The 16,111-nt window shown below is 70.9% G+C and carries 13 protein-coding genes and 1 pseudogene; 6 read left to right on the forward strand and 8 right to left on the reverse strand.

The window, feature by feature from the left end; genetic code table 11:
* Positions 1-6 precede the first annotated feature (6 nt).
* The 8 genes from mdoH to MKK53_RS22090 form a co-directional block, all read right to left on the reverse strand.
* Entirely contained in the window at positions 7-2,175 is a 2,169-nt protein-coding gene (gene mdoH / locus MKK53_RS22055; RefSeq protein WP_243930912.1) for a glucans biosynthesis glucosyltransferase MdoH, read from the reverse strand.
* Positions 2,151-3,701 (reverse strand): glucan biosynthesis protein, encoded by a 1,551-nt coding sequence (locus MKK53_RS22060; protein WP_243930913.1) that lies wholly within the window; start codon positions 3,699-3,701, stop codon positions 2,151-2,153. The genes mdoH and MKK53_RS22060 overlap by 25 nt, the downstream gene beginning before the upstream one ends.
* A 270-nt stretch (positions 3,702-3,971) precedes the next feature.
* Positions 3,972-4,424 (reverse strand): MucR family transcriptional regulator, encoded by a 453-nt coding sequence (locus MKK53_RS22065; RefSeq protein WP_243930914.1) that lies wholly within the window; start codon positions 4,422-4,424, stop codon positions 3,972-3,974.
* Between the two features lie 208 nt (positions 4,425-4,632).
* Entirely contained in the window at positions 4,633-5,007 is a 375-nt protein-coding gene (locus MKK53_RS22070; protein ID WP_243930915.1) for a hypothetical protein, read from the reverse strand.
* Between the two features lie 282 nt (positions 5,008-5,289).
* Entirely contained in the window at positions 5,290-5,454 is a 165-nt protein-coding gene (locus MKK53_RS22075; protein WP_243930916.1) for a YqaE/Pmp3 family membrane protein, read from the reverse strand.
* Positions 5,455-5,496: 42 nt separating this feature from the next.
* Entirely contained in the window at positions 5,497-5,850 is a 354-nt protein-coding gene (locus tag MKK53_RS22080; protein WP_243930917.1) for a hypothetical protein, read from the reverse strand.
* A gap of 110 nt (positions 5,851-5,960) precedes the next feature.
* Positions 5,961-6,305: a hypothetical protein gene (locus MKK53_RS22085; RefSeq protein ID WP_243930918.1), complete on the reverse strand. Its 345-nt coding sequence runs from the start codon at positions 6,303-6,305 to the stop codon at positions 5,961-5,963.
* Positions 6,306-6,417: 112 nt separating this feature from the next.
* Entirely contained in the window at positions 6,418-7,518 is a 1,101-nt protein-coding gene (locus tag MKK53_RS22090) for a major royal jelly family protein (protein WP_243930919.1), read from the reverse strand.
* A 143-nt stretch (positions 7,519-7,661) separates the two neighbouring features.
* On the opposite strand from MKK53_RS22090, the gene MKK53_RS22095 reads away from it, so the two are divergent.
* From MKK53_RS22095 to MKK53_RS22120, 6 genes and pseudogenes are all read left to right on the forward strand, one after another.
* Positions 7,662-7,949 (forward strand): hypothetical protein, encoded by a 288-nt coding sequence (locus MKK53_RS22095; RefSeq protein ID WP_243930920.1) that lies wholly within the window; start codon positions 7,662-7,664, stop codon positions 7,947-7,949.
* A gap of 22 nt (positions 7,950-7,971) precedes the next feature.
* Positions 7,972-8,214, forward strand: a complete 243-nt coding sequence (locus MKK53_RS22100; RefSeq protein ID WP_243930921.1) for a hypothetical protein — start codon at positions 7,972-7,974, stop codon at positions 8,212-8,214.
* 84 nt (positions 8,215-8,298) lie between these two features.
* Positions 8,299-11,220, forward strand: a complete 2,922-nt coding sequence (locus MKK53_RS22105) for an EAL domain-containing protein (protein ID WP_243930922.1) — start codon at positions 8,299-8,301, stop codon at positions 11,218-11,220.
* Between the two features lie 43 nt (positions 11,221-11,263).
* Positions 11,264-12,433: a YihY/virulence factor BrkB family protein gene (locus tag MKK53_RS22110; protein WP_243930923.1), complete on the forward strand. Its 1,170-nt coding sequence runs from the start codon at positions 11,264-11,266 to the stop codon at positions 12,431-12,433.
* Positions 12,434-13,840: 1,407 nt separating this feature from the next.
* A complete protein-coding gene (locus tag MKK53_RS22115) occupies positions 13,841-14,083 on the forward strand; it encodes a hypothetical protein (RefSeq protein WP_243930924.1) in 243 nt (80 codons plus the stop codon).
* A 173-nt stretch (positions 14,084-14,256) separates the two neighbouring features.
* A pseudogene (locus tag MKK53_RS22120) lies at positions 14,257-16,111 on the forward strand (hypothetical protein); the annotation flags it as partial.

Below are 16,111 nucleotides of genomic sequence, written 5' to 3' on the forward strand. Positions count from 1 at the left end.
GCCGCCTCAGCGCCCGCCGGCCGAGAGGTCGAGGGCGGCCGCGATGCCCTCGCGGGAGCCGAGGAGGGCGGCCTTCTCCGCCCGGGACAGGCTCGCCCAGGCGGCGTCGAAGTCGTCGGCGTCGGCGAGCTTGGCACGCCCCACCACCAGGGCGGCGTCGATCGGCCCGTCGCCGCGGCGGCGGGGGGGCGGCAGGGCGGCGAGGTGGTGCGCGCGCAGGGCCGGGTCGCGGAGGAGGCGGTGCATCGCGTCTTCCTCCGCCTCGCCCGAGAGCTGCCGGTACAGCGCCACGGCCCGCTGGAGGGCCGGCGGCGGGGCGACCTCCTCCGGGGTCTGCAGCAGGCCGACCCGGCGCAGGGCCTCGCCGGCCCTGCGGCTGGAGGTCAGGAGGACCAGCGGCACGGCGAGGCCGAGCCCGACGAGGACAGGGGTCATCCAGAGGAAGAGCGGCGCCGAGACCGCGTAGGCGGCGCCCGCGAGCACGAGGCCGACCAGGGTGTATTGCCAGTAGCCGGCGATGACGACGCCGACCGGCACGCGGCCGTCGTCCCGCTTCTGCGCGTTCCAGCCGGAATCCCGCCCCAGCAGGACGCCCACGACGGCGGAGGATTGGATCAGCATCGCGATGGGGGCGATCAGGCCGCCGAGCAGCGTTTCGATCAGCACGCTCCCGAGGACCCTCACGCTGCCGCCGCAGGCCCGCCGGGTCGGCCCATCGAACAGCAGCACGATGTAGGCCATCAGCTTCGGCGCCAGCAGGACCGCCATGGTCACGCCGAACAGCTGCTGGGCGAGGACCGGATCGACCTTCGGCCAATTCGGGAACAGCAGCCGCTCGTCACCGAAATATTCGGGCCGCACGAAGCGCGCCTGCAACGAGATGAGGACGCCGAAGAGCAGGAAGATCAGCCAGAGCGGCGAGGTCACGTAGCTGCCGATCCCCATCAGGAGATGCAGCCGGCTGACCCAGTGGAGGCCGCGGGTCGGCAGGACGGAGGCGTGCTGGAGGTTGCCCTGGCACCAGCGCCGGTCCCGCACGGCCACGTCGGTGAGGGAGGGCGGCCCCTCCTCGTAGCTGCCGGCCAGATCCGGCGCCATGCGCACGGCCCAGCCGCCCCGGCGGATCAGGGCGGCCTCCACGAAATCGTGGCTCAGGATGTGGCCGCCGAAGGGCGTGCGGCCGGGCAGGACCGGCAGCCCCGCCTGCTCGGCGAAGGCCCGGGTGCGGATGATGGCGTTGTGGCCCCAGTAATTGCCCTCGGTCCCGTGCCAGCGGGCGATGCCGTGGGCGATGAGCGGGCCGTAGACGCGTCCGGCGAATTGCTGAAGCCGCGCGAACAGGGTCGTGCCGTTGGCGATCACCGGTAGGGTCTGGATCAGGCCCGTGCCGGGCTGGCTCTCCATCATCGCGGCGAGGCGCACGATGGTGGCGCCTTCCATGACGCTGTCCGCGTCGAGGATCAGCATCAGCGGGTAGTCCCCGCCGAAACGCCTCACCCAGTCCGCGATGTTGCCGGCCTTGCGCTCGGTGTTCTTGGGGCGTCGCCGGTAGAAGATCCGCGCCGCGCCCCCGGTCCGCTCGCGCAGGGCAAGGAACGAGGCTTCCTCCGCGATCCAGACGTCCGGGTCGGTGGTGTCGCTGAGGATGAAGAAGTCGAAGTGGTCGATCCGGCCCGTCGCGTCGAGCGACTCGTAGATGGCCTGGAGCCCGGAGGCGATCCGCGCCGGGTGCTCGTTGTAGCAGGGCATGAGCAGCGCGGTGCGCAGGCCCAGGGGGGGCACGGTCTCCCCCGCGGGCGCCGCCGCCCGCCGCCGCCCGGCGATCATGTCCACGAGGCCGACCAGCGCGCTCGTGAAGGCGAGGGCGATCCAGGCGAACAGCACCACGAAGAGGACGAGGACCATCCAGCCCAGGACGCTCTGCCCCGCGCCGTTCAGGACGAGATACATCTGGCGGCCGCCGATGGCGGTCATCGCCACGGCGCCGCCGATCACGAAGGCCCGGCGCCGGCCGAGCTCGCCGGTCGCGGCCACCGGCCCGGGTTCGCGCCGGGGCGGAGCCTTCAGCGACTGGACCGGCATCTCCAGCGGAGCCGGATTCGGGAGGGCGGGGGCCTCGGCGGTCTCGGGCGAAGCCTGCAGCGCCTGCATCAGGCGGTCCAGCGGTAGAGCCACGTCTCGGAGACCGGCCCGGCCTCGCCGAGGAGGACGCAGCGCAGTTCGGCGAGCTTGGCGCCGCCGTGCTTCAGGTGGAAGCTGACGCGCCAGCCGCCGGTCTCGGGGTTGGGCAGCGACAGGACATCCGTGATCGTCCCCGCGCTGGTGCTGATCTCGGGCTTGAGCGGCGCGTCCGCCGGCTTCCCCTTCACCGCGTCGCCCACCACGTCGATGACGAAGATGCGGCTCCCCTCCTCCTGGCCCGCGCCGATCAGGGTGGTGGTGACCCGGGCGAGCTGCGTCGGCCAGGGCGTGTCCCACCCCCAGTGCATCCGGTAGGTGAAGGTGTATTCGCCGTTGGCCGAGAGCTTGTCCTTGGGGCGCCAGAACGCGACGATGTTGTCGTTCGTCTCGTTGGGCGTGGGGATCTCGACGAGGTCGATGGCGCCCTGGCCCCAGTCGCCGATCGGCTCGATCCAGAGGCTCGGCCGCTTGTCGTAGCGGGCTTCGAGGTCCTCGTAGTCGGCGAAGGCGCGGGCGCGCTGCATCAGGCCGAAGCCGCGGGGATTGGCTTGGCCGAACACGCTGAACTGAAGGTCCACGGGGTTGGCGAGCGGGCGCCAGATCTGCTCGTTCTGGCCCGTCCACATCAGCAGCGCCTCGGAATCGCGCACCGCGGGGCGCCACTCGTCGAACCGCCGGGAATCCTTGGGCCCGAGCTGGTACATGCTGGTGAGCGTGGCGATGCCCGGTTCGGCGATATCGCGGCGCGGATAAAGCACGCTCTCCACGTCGAACACCGTCGCCGTCCCCGGCCGCACGGTGAACCGGTAGGCCCCGGTGACGCTCTCGCTGTCGAGCAGGGCGTGGATGACCAGGGCGGGGGAATCGGCCTTCGGCCGTTCGAGCCAGAACGCCCGGAAGCGGGCGAATTCCTCGCCCTTGGCGCTGCCCGTGCCGATGGCGAGGCCCCGGGCCGAGAGGCCGTAATGCTGGCCCTTGGTGATGGCGCGGAAGTAGCTCGCGCCGAGGAAGGCGCAGAGTTCGTCGGTGTCACCGCCGTTGGTGCCCGGCACGTGGACGCGGAAGCCCGCGAAGCCCAGGGGCTCGCTCACCCGCTGGGCCGGATCGCCGTAGGTGAACAGGTCGGCATTGTAGGGCACGGCCGTGGCGGTCCCGTCCGCGACCTCGAAGATGTCGACGGCCGGCCGGAAGAGGAAGCCGCGCGCGAAGAACTGCACCTCGAACGGCAGCTTCCGGTCACGCCAGAGGGAGCGTTCCTTGCGGAAGCGGATGCCGCGGTACTGGTCGTAGGTCAGATCGTTGATCGCGCCCGGCAGGTCGGTGGAGGGCGCCTTGTACGGCTGCTTGGCCAGCGCCTGCGCGAGGCGGCGGACGGTCGATCCCTCGAACGGCCCCGGAGACGGCCCGGCGGGCGTCTTGGCGGCCTGCTCGGCCAGGGCCGGGTTCGGCTGCAGGAGGGAGTCCAGCAGGCTCACGAGCGTCGCGCCGGATCCGCCGAGGAGAACGTTGCGTCGGTGCACGGGCTTCAAGTCTCGTGGTGATGCTGCGGAGCGAAAGATATGGCCAAGGTGGCGGAATGGTTCCGCGCCCGGCCCCCCGTCCCTCCATGGCCGGCGCCGGGGACGATCCGCGCCGCCGCGGCAGGCCCGGACCGGACGTCCCATAGCACAGCTTTCACCGGCATGGGCCGGAGGTTGCAAGGAGCGGCGTCGCGCCCGTCCCGGCCACGGGGCGGGCCGATCCTCGGCGCGCAGGATGCCGGCCCCGGGGGCGTCGGCATCCTGCGGGGATCAGGCGGCTTTCTTCCGATTCCCCGACACGGCGGGGCCGGAGGCGGGGCGGCCGAGGCCGAGCGACTTGGCGAGGCTCGAGCGCTTCTCGCTGTAGGACGGCGCCACCATCGGATAGTCGGCGGCGAGGCCGAACCGCTGGCGGTAGCTCGCCGGGCTGAGGCCGTGGGCGGAGAGATGCCGCTTCAGGGTCTTGTAGCTCCGGCCGTCGAGGAAGCTGACGATGCCGTCGTGCTGTACCGACTTGCGGACCTGGGCCGTGTTCGGCTTGTCCGCCGGCTCTTCCGGCGCCGCGACGGGTCCGGCGGTCAGCGCGGCGACCGCCTGATGCACGCTGGCGATCAGCGACGGCAGGTCCGCCGGGGCGACATGGTTGTGCGACACATAGGCTGCGACGATCTCACTCGCGGCTACGATGAAGTCGTACCCGTGTGTTTCGGTTTCTTGTGACATTCGATTGTGTCCATAGCTGCACCCTCCATCATGCGATGGGCTTGCTTGCTGAAATACGCAAGTGAGAAACATGTCACGGTATTGAATTACTGATGAGCGTTGGGCGTATGGCTTTGCTGGCGCCGGCACGAGTGTCGATAGGGGGCGGTGCTACGGCCGTGCTCGCGATGGGCCGGGTGTCGTACCGGTATGCAGGGGCGAAGACAGGTCAGCAGCCGATACAGATGTCCCGCACCACATGCTCGTGCCTGGGGCCGGTCCGCTGGTTCGGCAACCGGCCGTCCGCCCCGGGAAGGACGCTGCCGAGGGCCCGCGGGCGTCGCGGCGCGGGCGCGGCCTGGACCGGGGGACGATCGGGCACGGGTTCGGATCTCGCCGCATCGGGCGGGGCTGCGGGGGGGCCTCCGCCGGCCATGCCCGGATCCCGCGGCGTCACGGCCATGCCGAGGGCGGGCGCCCGTGCGGCCATGCCCTCGGCGGCGAAGGCCGGCGGCACCGGGGCGAGCCCCGTGAGGAGGGCGCACGCCGCGGCCAGGCCGGCGATCGCCGAGCGGAAGGGGATCGGGAGAACCGGTTCTCGCATGCCCCCGAACCTCGCGCCTGCGCTTTGCTGGACAATGTCCGGCGTCTCGAAGTCCGGCCGGACAGGTCTGGGAGGGGGGACTGGCCGACGTGAGTCAGTCTCGCCGTCGTGGGCGCGGCGAAGCAATCCAACATAGCGGACCATGTGTGGACATGACCCGTGCGTGGACCGCTTCGCTCCGCTCACAGGGACGGAAGGGGCGCCCACGTCTCCGCCGGACTCCCCGGGAGGGAGGGGGCGAGATGTCTGGCCTTCAGTCCGGTCGGACGTCGCGGGTGGCCCTCAGGCCGTCTGCTCGCGCCGGGTGACGACGAGCGCCCAGATCGTCGCCGGGATCCAGCCGATCAGGGTGATGTGGAGGAAGATGCAGAGGATCCCCTGGATGACCTTGCCCCGCAGGAACATGGCGAGCCAGGGCGCGAGGAAGCAGATGACGATCATGAGCATGGGGATGGGACTCCTCGCACCGGCCGGGATGGGGCCGGCAGGTCAGTGAAGCAGCAGGACGCCGACGACCAGAACGGCGCAGATGGCCGTAACGATCCCGGCATAGAGCGGCAGCGTCCAGGGGCGCTTCCCGTGCGGGTCGGCGGCCTCGCGGACACGCTCGGATGCGGCCTCGTTGGTCCGGGCGAGCTTGACCTCCTGCGAGGTCGGAGGCGCGCCGCCGGCTTCTTCGCAGGTGCCGAGCGAGGCCGCGCCCACATCCACATGGGGGATCTTGTCGCCCGTGCGGCCGCTGTCGATGTCGCCCTTGAGCTGCGCGCTGTTCACGCGCTCCGTCTCAGGGGGCTCGTCCTGGATGAGGTTGCCGGGCGGCGGTGGGGTTTCTGAGCGAAGCATGGCGGAGCCCTTACGGTGTGGGGAGCCAACGCGACACTTTGGCATCTGTGCCTCCCGCGTCACGCACGGGCCTGCGGCGCGTCGCCACCACCCCGCGGCCGGAGGCGGCCTCAGCCCTCCGAGGAGCGCGCCGTCTCTCGCCGGAAGGCGCCGAGGAACCGGTTCAAGCCGGCCACGACCCGGCGGCTTTCCACCTGCGGTGTCGGCCTGGGCTCCTCCGTGAGGTCGTCGGCGACCTGACGCAGCACCTCGCCGACGATCTCGGGCCACGGCTCGCCGCGCTCCTGCAGCAGCCGTGCGGCGGCCACCAGCGCCGCCACCTGCTCGGGCGGCAGGGGGCGCGCGACGATCTGGGCGTAGCGCATCCGCGCGGCGAGCTCGGTCGCCAGACGCTGCACCCGCACCAATCCCCCGGCCGGGTCGTCGTGCGCATGGGGTCGCGTCGGTGTCGGCAACGTCACTCCGGCGGATCGCGGTCGGGCCGTCCGCGTTTAAACGATCCCGCGGGAGTTGCAGCGCCACGGGACCGGACATCCACCGGTGGATGTCCGGTCCCGTGGCGGCGGTTCAGTTCCTGACGGGTTTCGCACCGAACTGGAGGCGGTAGATCGTCGTCGGAAACTTCACCGCCGAGGATTCGCCGCCGTTCATCGCGGGGGTGCGGTTCATCTGCGCGGCGGGGATCCACAGGCCGCCCTCGTCATCGATCCACATGGCGTCGACCCAGACGAGCCGCGGGTCCTGCACCAGGGTGCTCGTGCTGCCGTCCGGGGCGATCTTCAGGATCCGGAGGGCGTCGGTGTCGCTCGCGTAGATGTTGCCCGCCGCGTCGATCGCCGTCCCGCCGGTGGCGACGGTCGGGGCGAACAGCTTCACATGCTTCTCCCGCTCGGCATCGCCCGCCTTCTCGTCGTCGAGCCAGCGGGTCTCGATGCTGTAGAGCGGCCCGGTGCAGGGTTGGTAGAAGAAGGTCTTGCCGTCCGGCGAGACTTCGAGCTGGTCGGCATGGATCGCCAGCAGCTTGCCCTTGTCGTCACGCAGGACGCGGCCCTGCCCGGTGAGCGGCCGCTGGGCGATCGTGGACCAGTGGTTGTCGAGCACCCGGTGCAGCGTGCCGCTGTCGAGATCGAGGACGACGAGGCCGGGCTGGCCCGCATCCGTCAGGTAGACCTTCCGGCCGTTGAAGCGGAAATCGTCGATGAAGCTCTTGTCGGTGGTCGCCGCCTGCAGCGGATAGACCCGGCGGACCGCGTTGGTGGCGATGTCGATCTGCACGAGCTTGGGGCCGCCGGGGAGGGGGGCCTCGCCCATGCCCGCCGCGCCCTTGTCGAGCACCCAGAGGTCGCCCTCCGGCCCCATGCGGATGGCGTTGACCGCCACGAAGGCCTTGGCGGGGTCGTCCCCCTGCTTCCAGCCGTTCCAGGCCTCGTTCGGATAGGCGACGGGCTTGCCGTCGCGCCATTCGCCGAGCTCGATCCCCTTGTCCTTGGTCTGGCGCTGGAACGGGGAGAACACCCGGCCGTCCTGTGCGCGGGTCACCCCGTTGAAGACGAGGCTGTCGCTCTGCAGCATCGGCTTGAGGGCGCCCTCGCCCGGGGGCGTGTCGGCGGCGAGGCCCGGCCCTGTGAGGCCCATGACGAGGGCGGCAAGCAGCGGCAAGCGGGTCATGCGTCGTCCATTGGGAGAAACCGAGGCGTCGCGCAGGAAAGCCCCCGGCCCCGGCCGGTGTTCCGCGCCGCGCCGCCACAGGTCCCGTGAACCATCACCCGCCCAGGCCGTTGCCGCGGCACCTCCCCCCAACGGACCGACCGATGTACCTCAGGATTCTCGCCCTCTCCCTTGCCCTGGCCGCACCGGCCTCGGCGCAGGTGGTCACCGGAGGCGCCGGCAATACCGGGGTGGCGCCGCCGCCGAGCGTGGGCGGCGTCACGCGGGGCGAGCGGGACCTCGGCCCGAGCCCGATCACGCGGGGCAACGAGGCCAATCCCAGCAACTCGCCGATCCCCGGCACGACGCCGAACGTCAACATCGGCGGGACGACCACCAGCGGCCCGCCCGGGACCGGCGGCGCGGCCGGCGGCCCGTCGCTCGACCGCTGAGGCCACGGACAGGAGCATCGGCATGACCAAGCTGTTCATCGCGCAGGTCCGGGACGGCGACCGGCCGAAGCCCCTCGTCACCGTGAGAGCCGAGGCCGAGGGCGAGGCCCGCCTGTTCCTCGAGGCCGCCTACCCGGAATCGGAGATCGTCACGGTCGCCGAGCCGGAGGATTGGGCGAGCGATGCGGATACGGGCGCGGAGGCCGGAGACGTTCGGGAGCATCCCGGCGTCGACTGGCAACCGCCCACGGGCACAGCCTCCTGACGCGCTTCGCTCAGAAGTTGTAGAATAACACATCTTAAAGTTGCATGGTGCATCGTACCCCATCGGCCAGGGCACGATGCATCGATGTACCGCGCACTTTCTTGCCTGACCTGCCAGCACCTCGCATGGGCGATGCCCCTCGCGACGCTCGTCGGTTTCGTCTCCTGCCTCGCGGCGTTCGTCCTCCTCCGACAGGCCAGGGCGGACGCCGCCGGAGGCCCATCCGGGTGGATCGGGGGAGCGGGGGCGGCCGCGGGCCTCGGGATCTGGAGCGCGCATTTCATCGCGATGCTCGGGTTCGATTCCGGCGTCGGCATCGCCTACGATCTCCCGCTGACCGGCCTCTCCCTCGTCGTGGGGGTGGTGTCCTCCTGCCTCGCGCTGTTGCCGGCGCTGTTGCCGGCGGTGTTCCTGCGGGGAGACCGCGGGGCGGCCGGGGCCGGCATCCTGCTCGGCCTCGGCATCGCCGCCATGCAGGCCATCGGCATGGAGGGCGTGCGCCTGCCGGGTGTCCTGACCTGGAACCGGCCCATGACCGCCATCGCCGTGGCGGTCGGCTGCGGGTTGGCGGCGGCGGCCCTCGTCGTGGCCCGGCGGGCGCGGCGGTGGCCCGGGGATGTGGCGGCGGCGGCGCTGCTGACCGGGGCGATCGCCTGCCTCGACGCCATCGCCGTGGCGGACCTCGCGCTGGTGCCGGATCCCACCCTCGCACCCGGCGGCGAGACCTTCCCCCGCGGGGTGCTCGCCCTCGGCATCGCGGTGGGGATGCTCACCCTGCTGGCGATCGCGGCCCTCGCGCTGCTGGTGCAGCGCCTGCGCCGGACCAACCGCAGCCTGCGCGACGGCAAGCGCCTCCTGCGGGAGAAGTCGGAACTGCTCGATACGGTCCTGGAAACCATGGACCAGGGGCTGATGATGGTGGACCGCGACGGCCTCGTCCGGGTGTGCAACGAGCGCGCCGTCGCCCTGCTGGGGCTGCCCCCCGGGATGATGCGCGCGCTGCCCTCCTTCACGGCGGTCCGCCACCATCAGATCGCCCAGGGCCGCTTCGACCGCGCCCCCGAGATCCAGCGGCACTGGTCCCACGAGGGCCTTTCGCTGGGCGAGGCCCACGCCTTCGAGCACCAGGGGCCGGACGACGGCGTCATGGAGGTGCGGGTGGCGCCCCTGGCCGGGGGCGGCGCGGTGCTGACCTTCACCGACATCTCGGCCCGCAAACGCGCCGAGAACCGGATGGCGCAGAACGAGGCGCGCCTCGCCCTGGCCCTCGACGCGGGCAGCGACGGCCTGTGGGATTCCGACCTCGTGACCGGCACGGCCTGGTGCTCCGACCGGTGGTGGCAGATCCTCGGCTATCGCCCCGGCGAGCTGCAGCCCCATGCCCGCACATGGAGGATGCTCGTCCATCCCGAGGATGTCGCCCTGACGGAGCGGGTCCTGGCGGATCACCTGGAGGGCCGCACGGCGCTCTACGAGTGCGAGCACCGGATGCGCCGCAGCGACGGCAGCTGGGCCTGGTTCCTCACCCGGGGCCGGGTGGTGGCCCGGGCCGGGGACGGGACGCCCCTGCGCTTCGTCTGCACGCAGATCGACGTCAGCGCCCGCAAGGCGGCCGAGGGCCAGATCGCCCACATGGCCCGCCACGACGGCCTCACCGACCTGCCGAACCGCGCCCTGTTCTATGAGCGGCTCGAGGAGCGGCTGGCGGAGCTGCGCCAGCGCCGGGGCGCGGCCGCGGTGCTCTACCTGGACCTCGACCGGTTCAAGGCCGTCAACGACCGCCTCGGTCATCAGGCCGGCGACACGGTGCTGCGCGCCGTCGCCCACCGCATCCGCCTGGAGCTGGGCCCGGAGGATGCGGTGGCCCGCCTCGGCGGCGATGAGTTCGCCGTGCTCGTGGCCGATGGGGGCGACCGCGGCGCCGTCGCGGGCCTCGCCCGCCGCCTGATCGCCGCCGTCAACGCGCCGATCCCCTACGGCGAGCAGCGCACGGAGGTCGGCCTCAGCATCGGCATCGCCCTGGTGCCGGAGCACGGCAACACCGGCGAGGAGGCCTGCAAGCGCGCCGACCTCGCCCTCTACCGGGCCAAGCTCGAAGGCCGGAACACCCACCGCATCTACGAATCCGCCATGGACGAGGCCGTCGCCGAGCGCCGGGACCTCGAATGCGACCTGCGCCGCGCCATCGAGAAGGACGAGCTGACCCTCCACTACCAGCCGCAGGTGACGACCGGCGGCCGGGACCTCGTGGGCTTCGAGGCCCTGGTGCGCTGGCGCCACCCCACCCGCGGCCTCGTGCCCCCGAGCGTCTTCGTGCCCCTCGCGGAGGAGAGCGGGATGATCCTCGCCCTCGGCGAATGGGTCTTGCGGGCGGCCTGCCGCGAGGCCGCGACCTGGGACCGGCCGCTGAAGATCGCCGTGAACCTCTCGCCGCTCCAGTTCCAGCAGGCGGACCTCGCCGAGCGGATCCTGTCCATCCTGGCGGAGGCGGGCCTCCCCCCGTCCCGCCTGGAGCTCGAGATCACCGAATCGGTGATCATCAACGACATGACCCGGGCCCTGAACATCCTGAGCCGGCTGAAAAGCTTCGGCATCTCCATCGCCATGGACGATTTCGGCACCGGCTATTCCTCCTTGGCCACCCTGCAGGCCTTCCCCTTCGACAAGATCAAGATCGACCGGTCCTTCGTCGGCCATGTGGAGGGCAGCCCCCCGGCGGCGGTGATCGTCCGGGCGGTGCTCGGCCTCGGCCGCAGCCTCGGGATGAGCGTCGTGGCCGAGGGCGTCGAGACCGCCGACCAGATGCAGTTCCTCACCAACGAAGCCTGCGACGAGGTCCAGGGCTACCTCGTCGGCAGGCCGCAGCCCATCGAGCTGTTCGCCCGCTACGTCCGCGGCGACGCCGCCGCCGCGGACTGGGCGGTCGACACCTTCCTGCAGACCGGCCCCCGTGCCCCGAGACAAAGCGGACGCCCCCTGAAACGGGCGGGGATGAGCGGAGGTTGACGCAGGGAATTCGGGCATCTCCCCGAATGGAATGGGGCCACGAATGCCGAATTCCTCTTCGCCACGGGACGACGCAAGCCAGGGCAAGGCGTCCGTCATCTGGATGGTCGGCCTCGCCACCGCCCTCGTCGGGCTCGTGGTCCTGCCCCGGCGCGGGGGTGGGCCCGCCCCGGCCCCCGAGGGCGACGCCCCGGCGCGGGGCGACGCGCGCCGGCCATCGCCCTCCCACGGCGGGCGCGATGCCGAGGCCGTGGCCCGGAGGGAGGCCGACCGGGGCCGGCGGGCTTCGAGCCCGACCGAAATCCCCGCCTCGGGCTGGAAGGACATCCTCCTCCGCACCTACCGCGATGTCGGCGAGAACCGCATCATGCTCGTCTCGGCGGGCGTGACGTTCTTCACGCTCCTGGCGATCTTCCCGGCGGTGGCCGCCCTGGTCTCCCTCTACGGCCTCGTGGCCGATCCCTCGACCATCGCCGGGCAGCTCCGCAGCCTCCAGGGCATCCTGCCCCAGGGCGCCCTGGAGATCGTCGGCGAGCAGGTGGCGCGCCTCAACGAGAAGGGCAGCACCACCCTCGGCCTCAGCCTGTTCGTCGGCCTCGCCCTCTCGGTCTGGAGTGCCAACGGCGGCATGAAGCACGTCTTCGATGCCCTGAACCTCGTCTACAACGAGCGGGAGAAGAGGCCCTTCGTCACCCTCAACCTCGTGTCCCTGGCCTTCACCGCCGGGGCGTTGCTGCTGCTGACCCTGGCGCTGGCGAGCGTCGTCGTCGTCCCGCTCGTGCTGAGCTTCATCGGCCTCGGCGAGGGCGCGTGGTGGCTCTCCCTGCTGCGGTGGCCGGTCCTCGTGGTCGCCGTGCTGTTCGCCCTGGCCCTGCTCTATCGCTACGGCCCGAGCCGCGACGCGCCCCGCTGGCGCTGGGCGACGCCGGGCTCGGCCCTCGCGGCCCTGCTCTGGCTCGGCGGCTCCCTGCTGTTCTCGTGGTACGTCGCCAACTTCGGCAAATACAACCAGACCTATGGGTCCCTCGGGGCCGCCATCGGCTTCATGACCTGGATCTGGCTGTCCACGACCATCGTGCTCCTGGGCGCGCAGGTGAACGCCGAGATGGAACACCAGACGGCGGAGGACACCACGGTGGGCCGCCCCGCGCCCCTGGGGACCCGCCGGGCCAAGATGGCCGACACCCTCGGGAAGGCGGCCGACGCCGCCTGAGGGGTGGGCCGGAAGGACCCGGCAGACCGGACTGGTCGTCGTGAGTCGATCCCGTCTCCCCGGGGCACGGCGACGCCCTCCGCTCAGGGCTTCGGCGCTTGGCTCGCCGGGGCAGATGGGTCGGTCTGCGGCGTGCTGGGCTTCGTCGGGGTGGTGTTGTGCGCCTGCTTGTCGTCGTAGGCGGAAAGCCCGGCGGCGATCCGCACGGGCGGAGAACCAGCGTCGCGGGCTTCATCGCGAATCCTCCAACCGGTGGGGATGCGGGGAACGCCGCCCCGCGCCCCCGTTCCGGCGGCAGGCCCCCCCGGGGGGAATGTTGCATCGAAGGCACGGTGCCGGATGAACAGACATGCCGCCCCGAAATCCCGCGGGGATAGCGTCGCGAGGCCATCCCCCCGGCGGCGACCGGCGGCCCTGCCGCCCGCCCGGCCGGCCAAGACCAGGGCGAAGTGATCGGCCCCGGCAAGCCCCCACTCCGCTTATCCCGGAAGGTCGTCCGTAGGCCAATTCCAGTCGTCGCCGGGATAACCGCCCGGCCGAAGCGGGATGGGGCTGGCGATGTGTTCATCAACGCCGCGTCCCGTTCCGCGGCGGGGCCGGACTGCCACCGTTCGATTTCATCGCTCGCGCCGGGCGGCGGTGGATCCTGAAGAGATGCGGCGCCCGCCGCCCTCGGCCAACCCCCCGGATTTATCCCCCAGGGATGCCGATTCCCGCCGGATCGGCCCCAAAAACACCCGGGTCGGACCACCGCAGCCGCCGCGATCCAGGGTGAACCGGCGCGCTCGTCAATGCTCGGCCGAACCGCTCGCCACGATGATCGGACACCGCCGCTGGACGCCCTCCGCCGGATCAATCAGGCCCGCCCGGCCCGGCCAAGGATAAGCGGAGAAATACCGGCTTTCCCGCCACTCTGGCGTCGATGATCGCATCACGAAAGTCCTGAAACGCACAGTAATAGCCAAAACGGGGTTGTCTTCTGGGACGATCCCCCATCACGGGGAACATGATCGCCCGTAAGCCGGCCTTTGGTGCCACTGATTCTGCTTATGCCACCGCAGATGCCGGTATATCGACGGTAATTCGGCATAATATGACTGTAAAAGATCATATAATTGCCAGTTAACTACGCATATTAAGATTCCGTTGCCGCCGATCGACTGGGCGAAACTCTGCCGATCGTTGACAGTCGCCATCCCCGTGGGACATCAAGACCTCCGACAAGTAATAGCGAAGTACTATTACTGTAGGTTGCAGATTGTAGAAATACAACCAGCGACAACGGGCATCTTGTTAGGTGAATTATGGCAGGATCGTCTTGAGGGGTTATCGGATCGAGCCGCGTGGCGACCTTGGGCATGGCGATGCTCACGGCCGGGTCCGGGCGGCATAGGCGGGGGTGGTCGAATGCGCGGGCGCAAGTCGCAAAGCCGGTTCGAGGACGCGAGCCCGGTCGAGGCCGAGGACGGCCGCGGCCCGGTGGTGATCGCCCTGATGGCGGCAGCGATCTCCGGCTTCTTCGTCGGGCTCGTCATCCAAGGCGAGGCCGCCTTCGCGGTGGCGATGGCCGTCGTGGTGCCGGCCACGGGCTGCGCGGGATGGTGGCTCCACCGGGCCTTCGCCCAGGACGAGCTCCGCGCCGGGCCATGACCCGCATCGCCCGCCCACCGGGCTCACCCAGGAATGAAGGTCTGCGCCGCCTTCGCTGAAGGCCGCGCGGACAACCAAGTCGATCGCTGTCGAAATCGAACAGCGGGCACGTGAATTCACCGGAAAAACTTCAACCGCGACGTCACACGGCGCGAACACCATCGAGGGTCATCATGAATACGCGTCACACGAACCGGAATACCGAGGGCCGGAACCGCCACACCGCGCATGTGGGCTACGCCGTGGGCATCCGCGGTGAGCTCACCGACGGGATGCGCAGGCGCATCATGGCGGCGCTGCGGCTCTCGTCCCTCTACGTCGTGTTCGGCCGGCGCTCCCGCCTCGGCTCCCTCGGCGCCGGCGCCATCGCCGCGACCTTCGCCGGCTTGGCCCCAGCCCTCGCGAGCCCGACCGCCACCGGCAACGGCGCCACGGCGACGGGGACCGACGCCTCGGCCTACGGTCAAAACGCGACAGCCTCCGGCAACACCTCCGTGGCGATCGGCGTCTCCGCCAGCGCCCTGAACACCGATACCGTCGCGATCGGTGACCGCGCGAACGCGTCGGGGGTGAACGCCACCGCCCTCGGCGTCCAGTCGAACGCGGCGGGCTTGTCATCAGTGGCCGTAGGCCAAGGCGCCAACGCCTCCGCTACCTATGCGTCGGCATTGGGCTCGGGCGCAAATGCGAGCGCTCAGGGCGCCACGGCTTTGGGCGTCGGCAGCACAGCGAACGCTTGGTATTCCACGGCCTTGGGTGGCGGGGCGAGAGCGTTTGGCGCCGGGTCAGTGGCCATAGGCCAAGATTCGATCGCCGGCGATACGAATACCGTTGCCATGGGCGTCTCGGCGAAAGCCGGCGGGGTGGGTAGTACCGCCCTAGGCGCGTATACAAGTGCAGCCGGGCAGAGTTCTACTGCACTGGGCATCTCAGCGAGCGCGGCGGGCCAATCGGCGTTAGCTTCAGGCGACAGTTCCAATGCCAGCGGAGCGTGGTCAACCGCCGTGGGCCACGGATCGAAAGCGGCTGGCCAGTCTTCAGCGGCATTGGGCGACATGACCAACGCGTCGGGCTACGCCTCCGTCGCGATTGGAACGCTTTCCAGCGCGGCTGGCTCATGGTCGACCGCCGTGGGCGCTGCGTCGAACGCGTCCGGAGTGAACGGTGCGGCCTTCGGGCCGGGGGCGAAAGCAGTGGGGAACGCGTCCGTTGCCCTGGGCAACTGGGCGGTCGCCTCGGTGGACCGCAGCGTGGCGCTGGGTGACAACGCGACGACCTCCGCGGCGACGAACGTGTCGTCTGTGGCGATCGGCGGGACGACGTTCGGCGGGTTCGCCGGGACTTCGCCGGTGGGCGTGGTGTCGGTGGGCGCGCCGGGCTCCGAGCGCCAGATCCAGAACGTGGCGGCGGGCCGGATCAGCGCGAGCTCGACGGACGCGGTGAACGGCAGCCAGCTGTATCCGGTCGCGAGCAATGTGGGCGCAATGCTGGACGCGTGGAGCCCGAGCTCCACGGTGGCGACGTCCCTGGCGCTGGGCCGAGGGGCGATCGCGGGGGGGAATGCCACGGCGGTCGGCATTTCCGCGAATGCATCGGGAGTACAGTCGACGGCCATCGGCTACCAGTCGAATGCGCTTGGTGGGCTTTCGGTGGCCTTGGGCAACGCGGCCAACGCCGGCACCTGGAACGCCATCGCCTTGGGTAGCGGCGCCACAGCCAGCAGCGACAGTGCGATGGCCGCTGGGTTGCAGGCCAACGCGAGCGGCGTGACGGCGTTGGCTGTCGGACGTCTCGCCCGTGCATCCGGAACGAATAGCGCGGCCTTCGGATCGTATACGAACGCCTCCGGCAACGCGTCCCTCGCCCTGGGCTCGTCGGCGGTCGCCTCGGTGGACCGCAGCGTCGCGTTGGGCGACTATGCGACGACCTCTGCGGCGACGAACGTGTCGTCTGTGACGATCGGCGGGACGACGTTCGGTGGGTTCGCCGGGACTTCGCCGGTGGGCGTGGTGTCGGTGGGCGCGCCGG

Source organism: Methylobacterium sp. J-076 (assembly GCF_022829405.1).
In the GTDB taxonomy this organism is placed as follows: domain Bacteria; phylum Pseudomonadota; class Alphaproteobacteria; order Rhizobiales; family Beijerinckiaceae; genus Methylobacterium.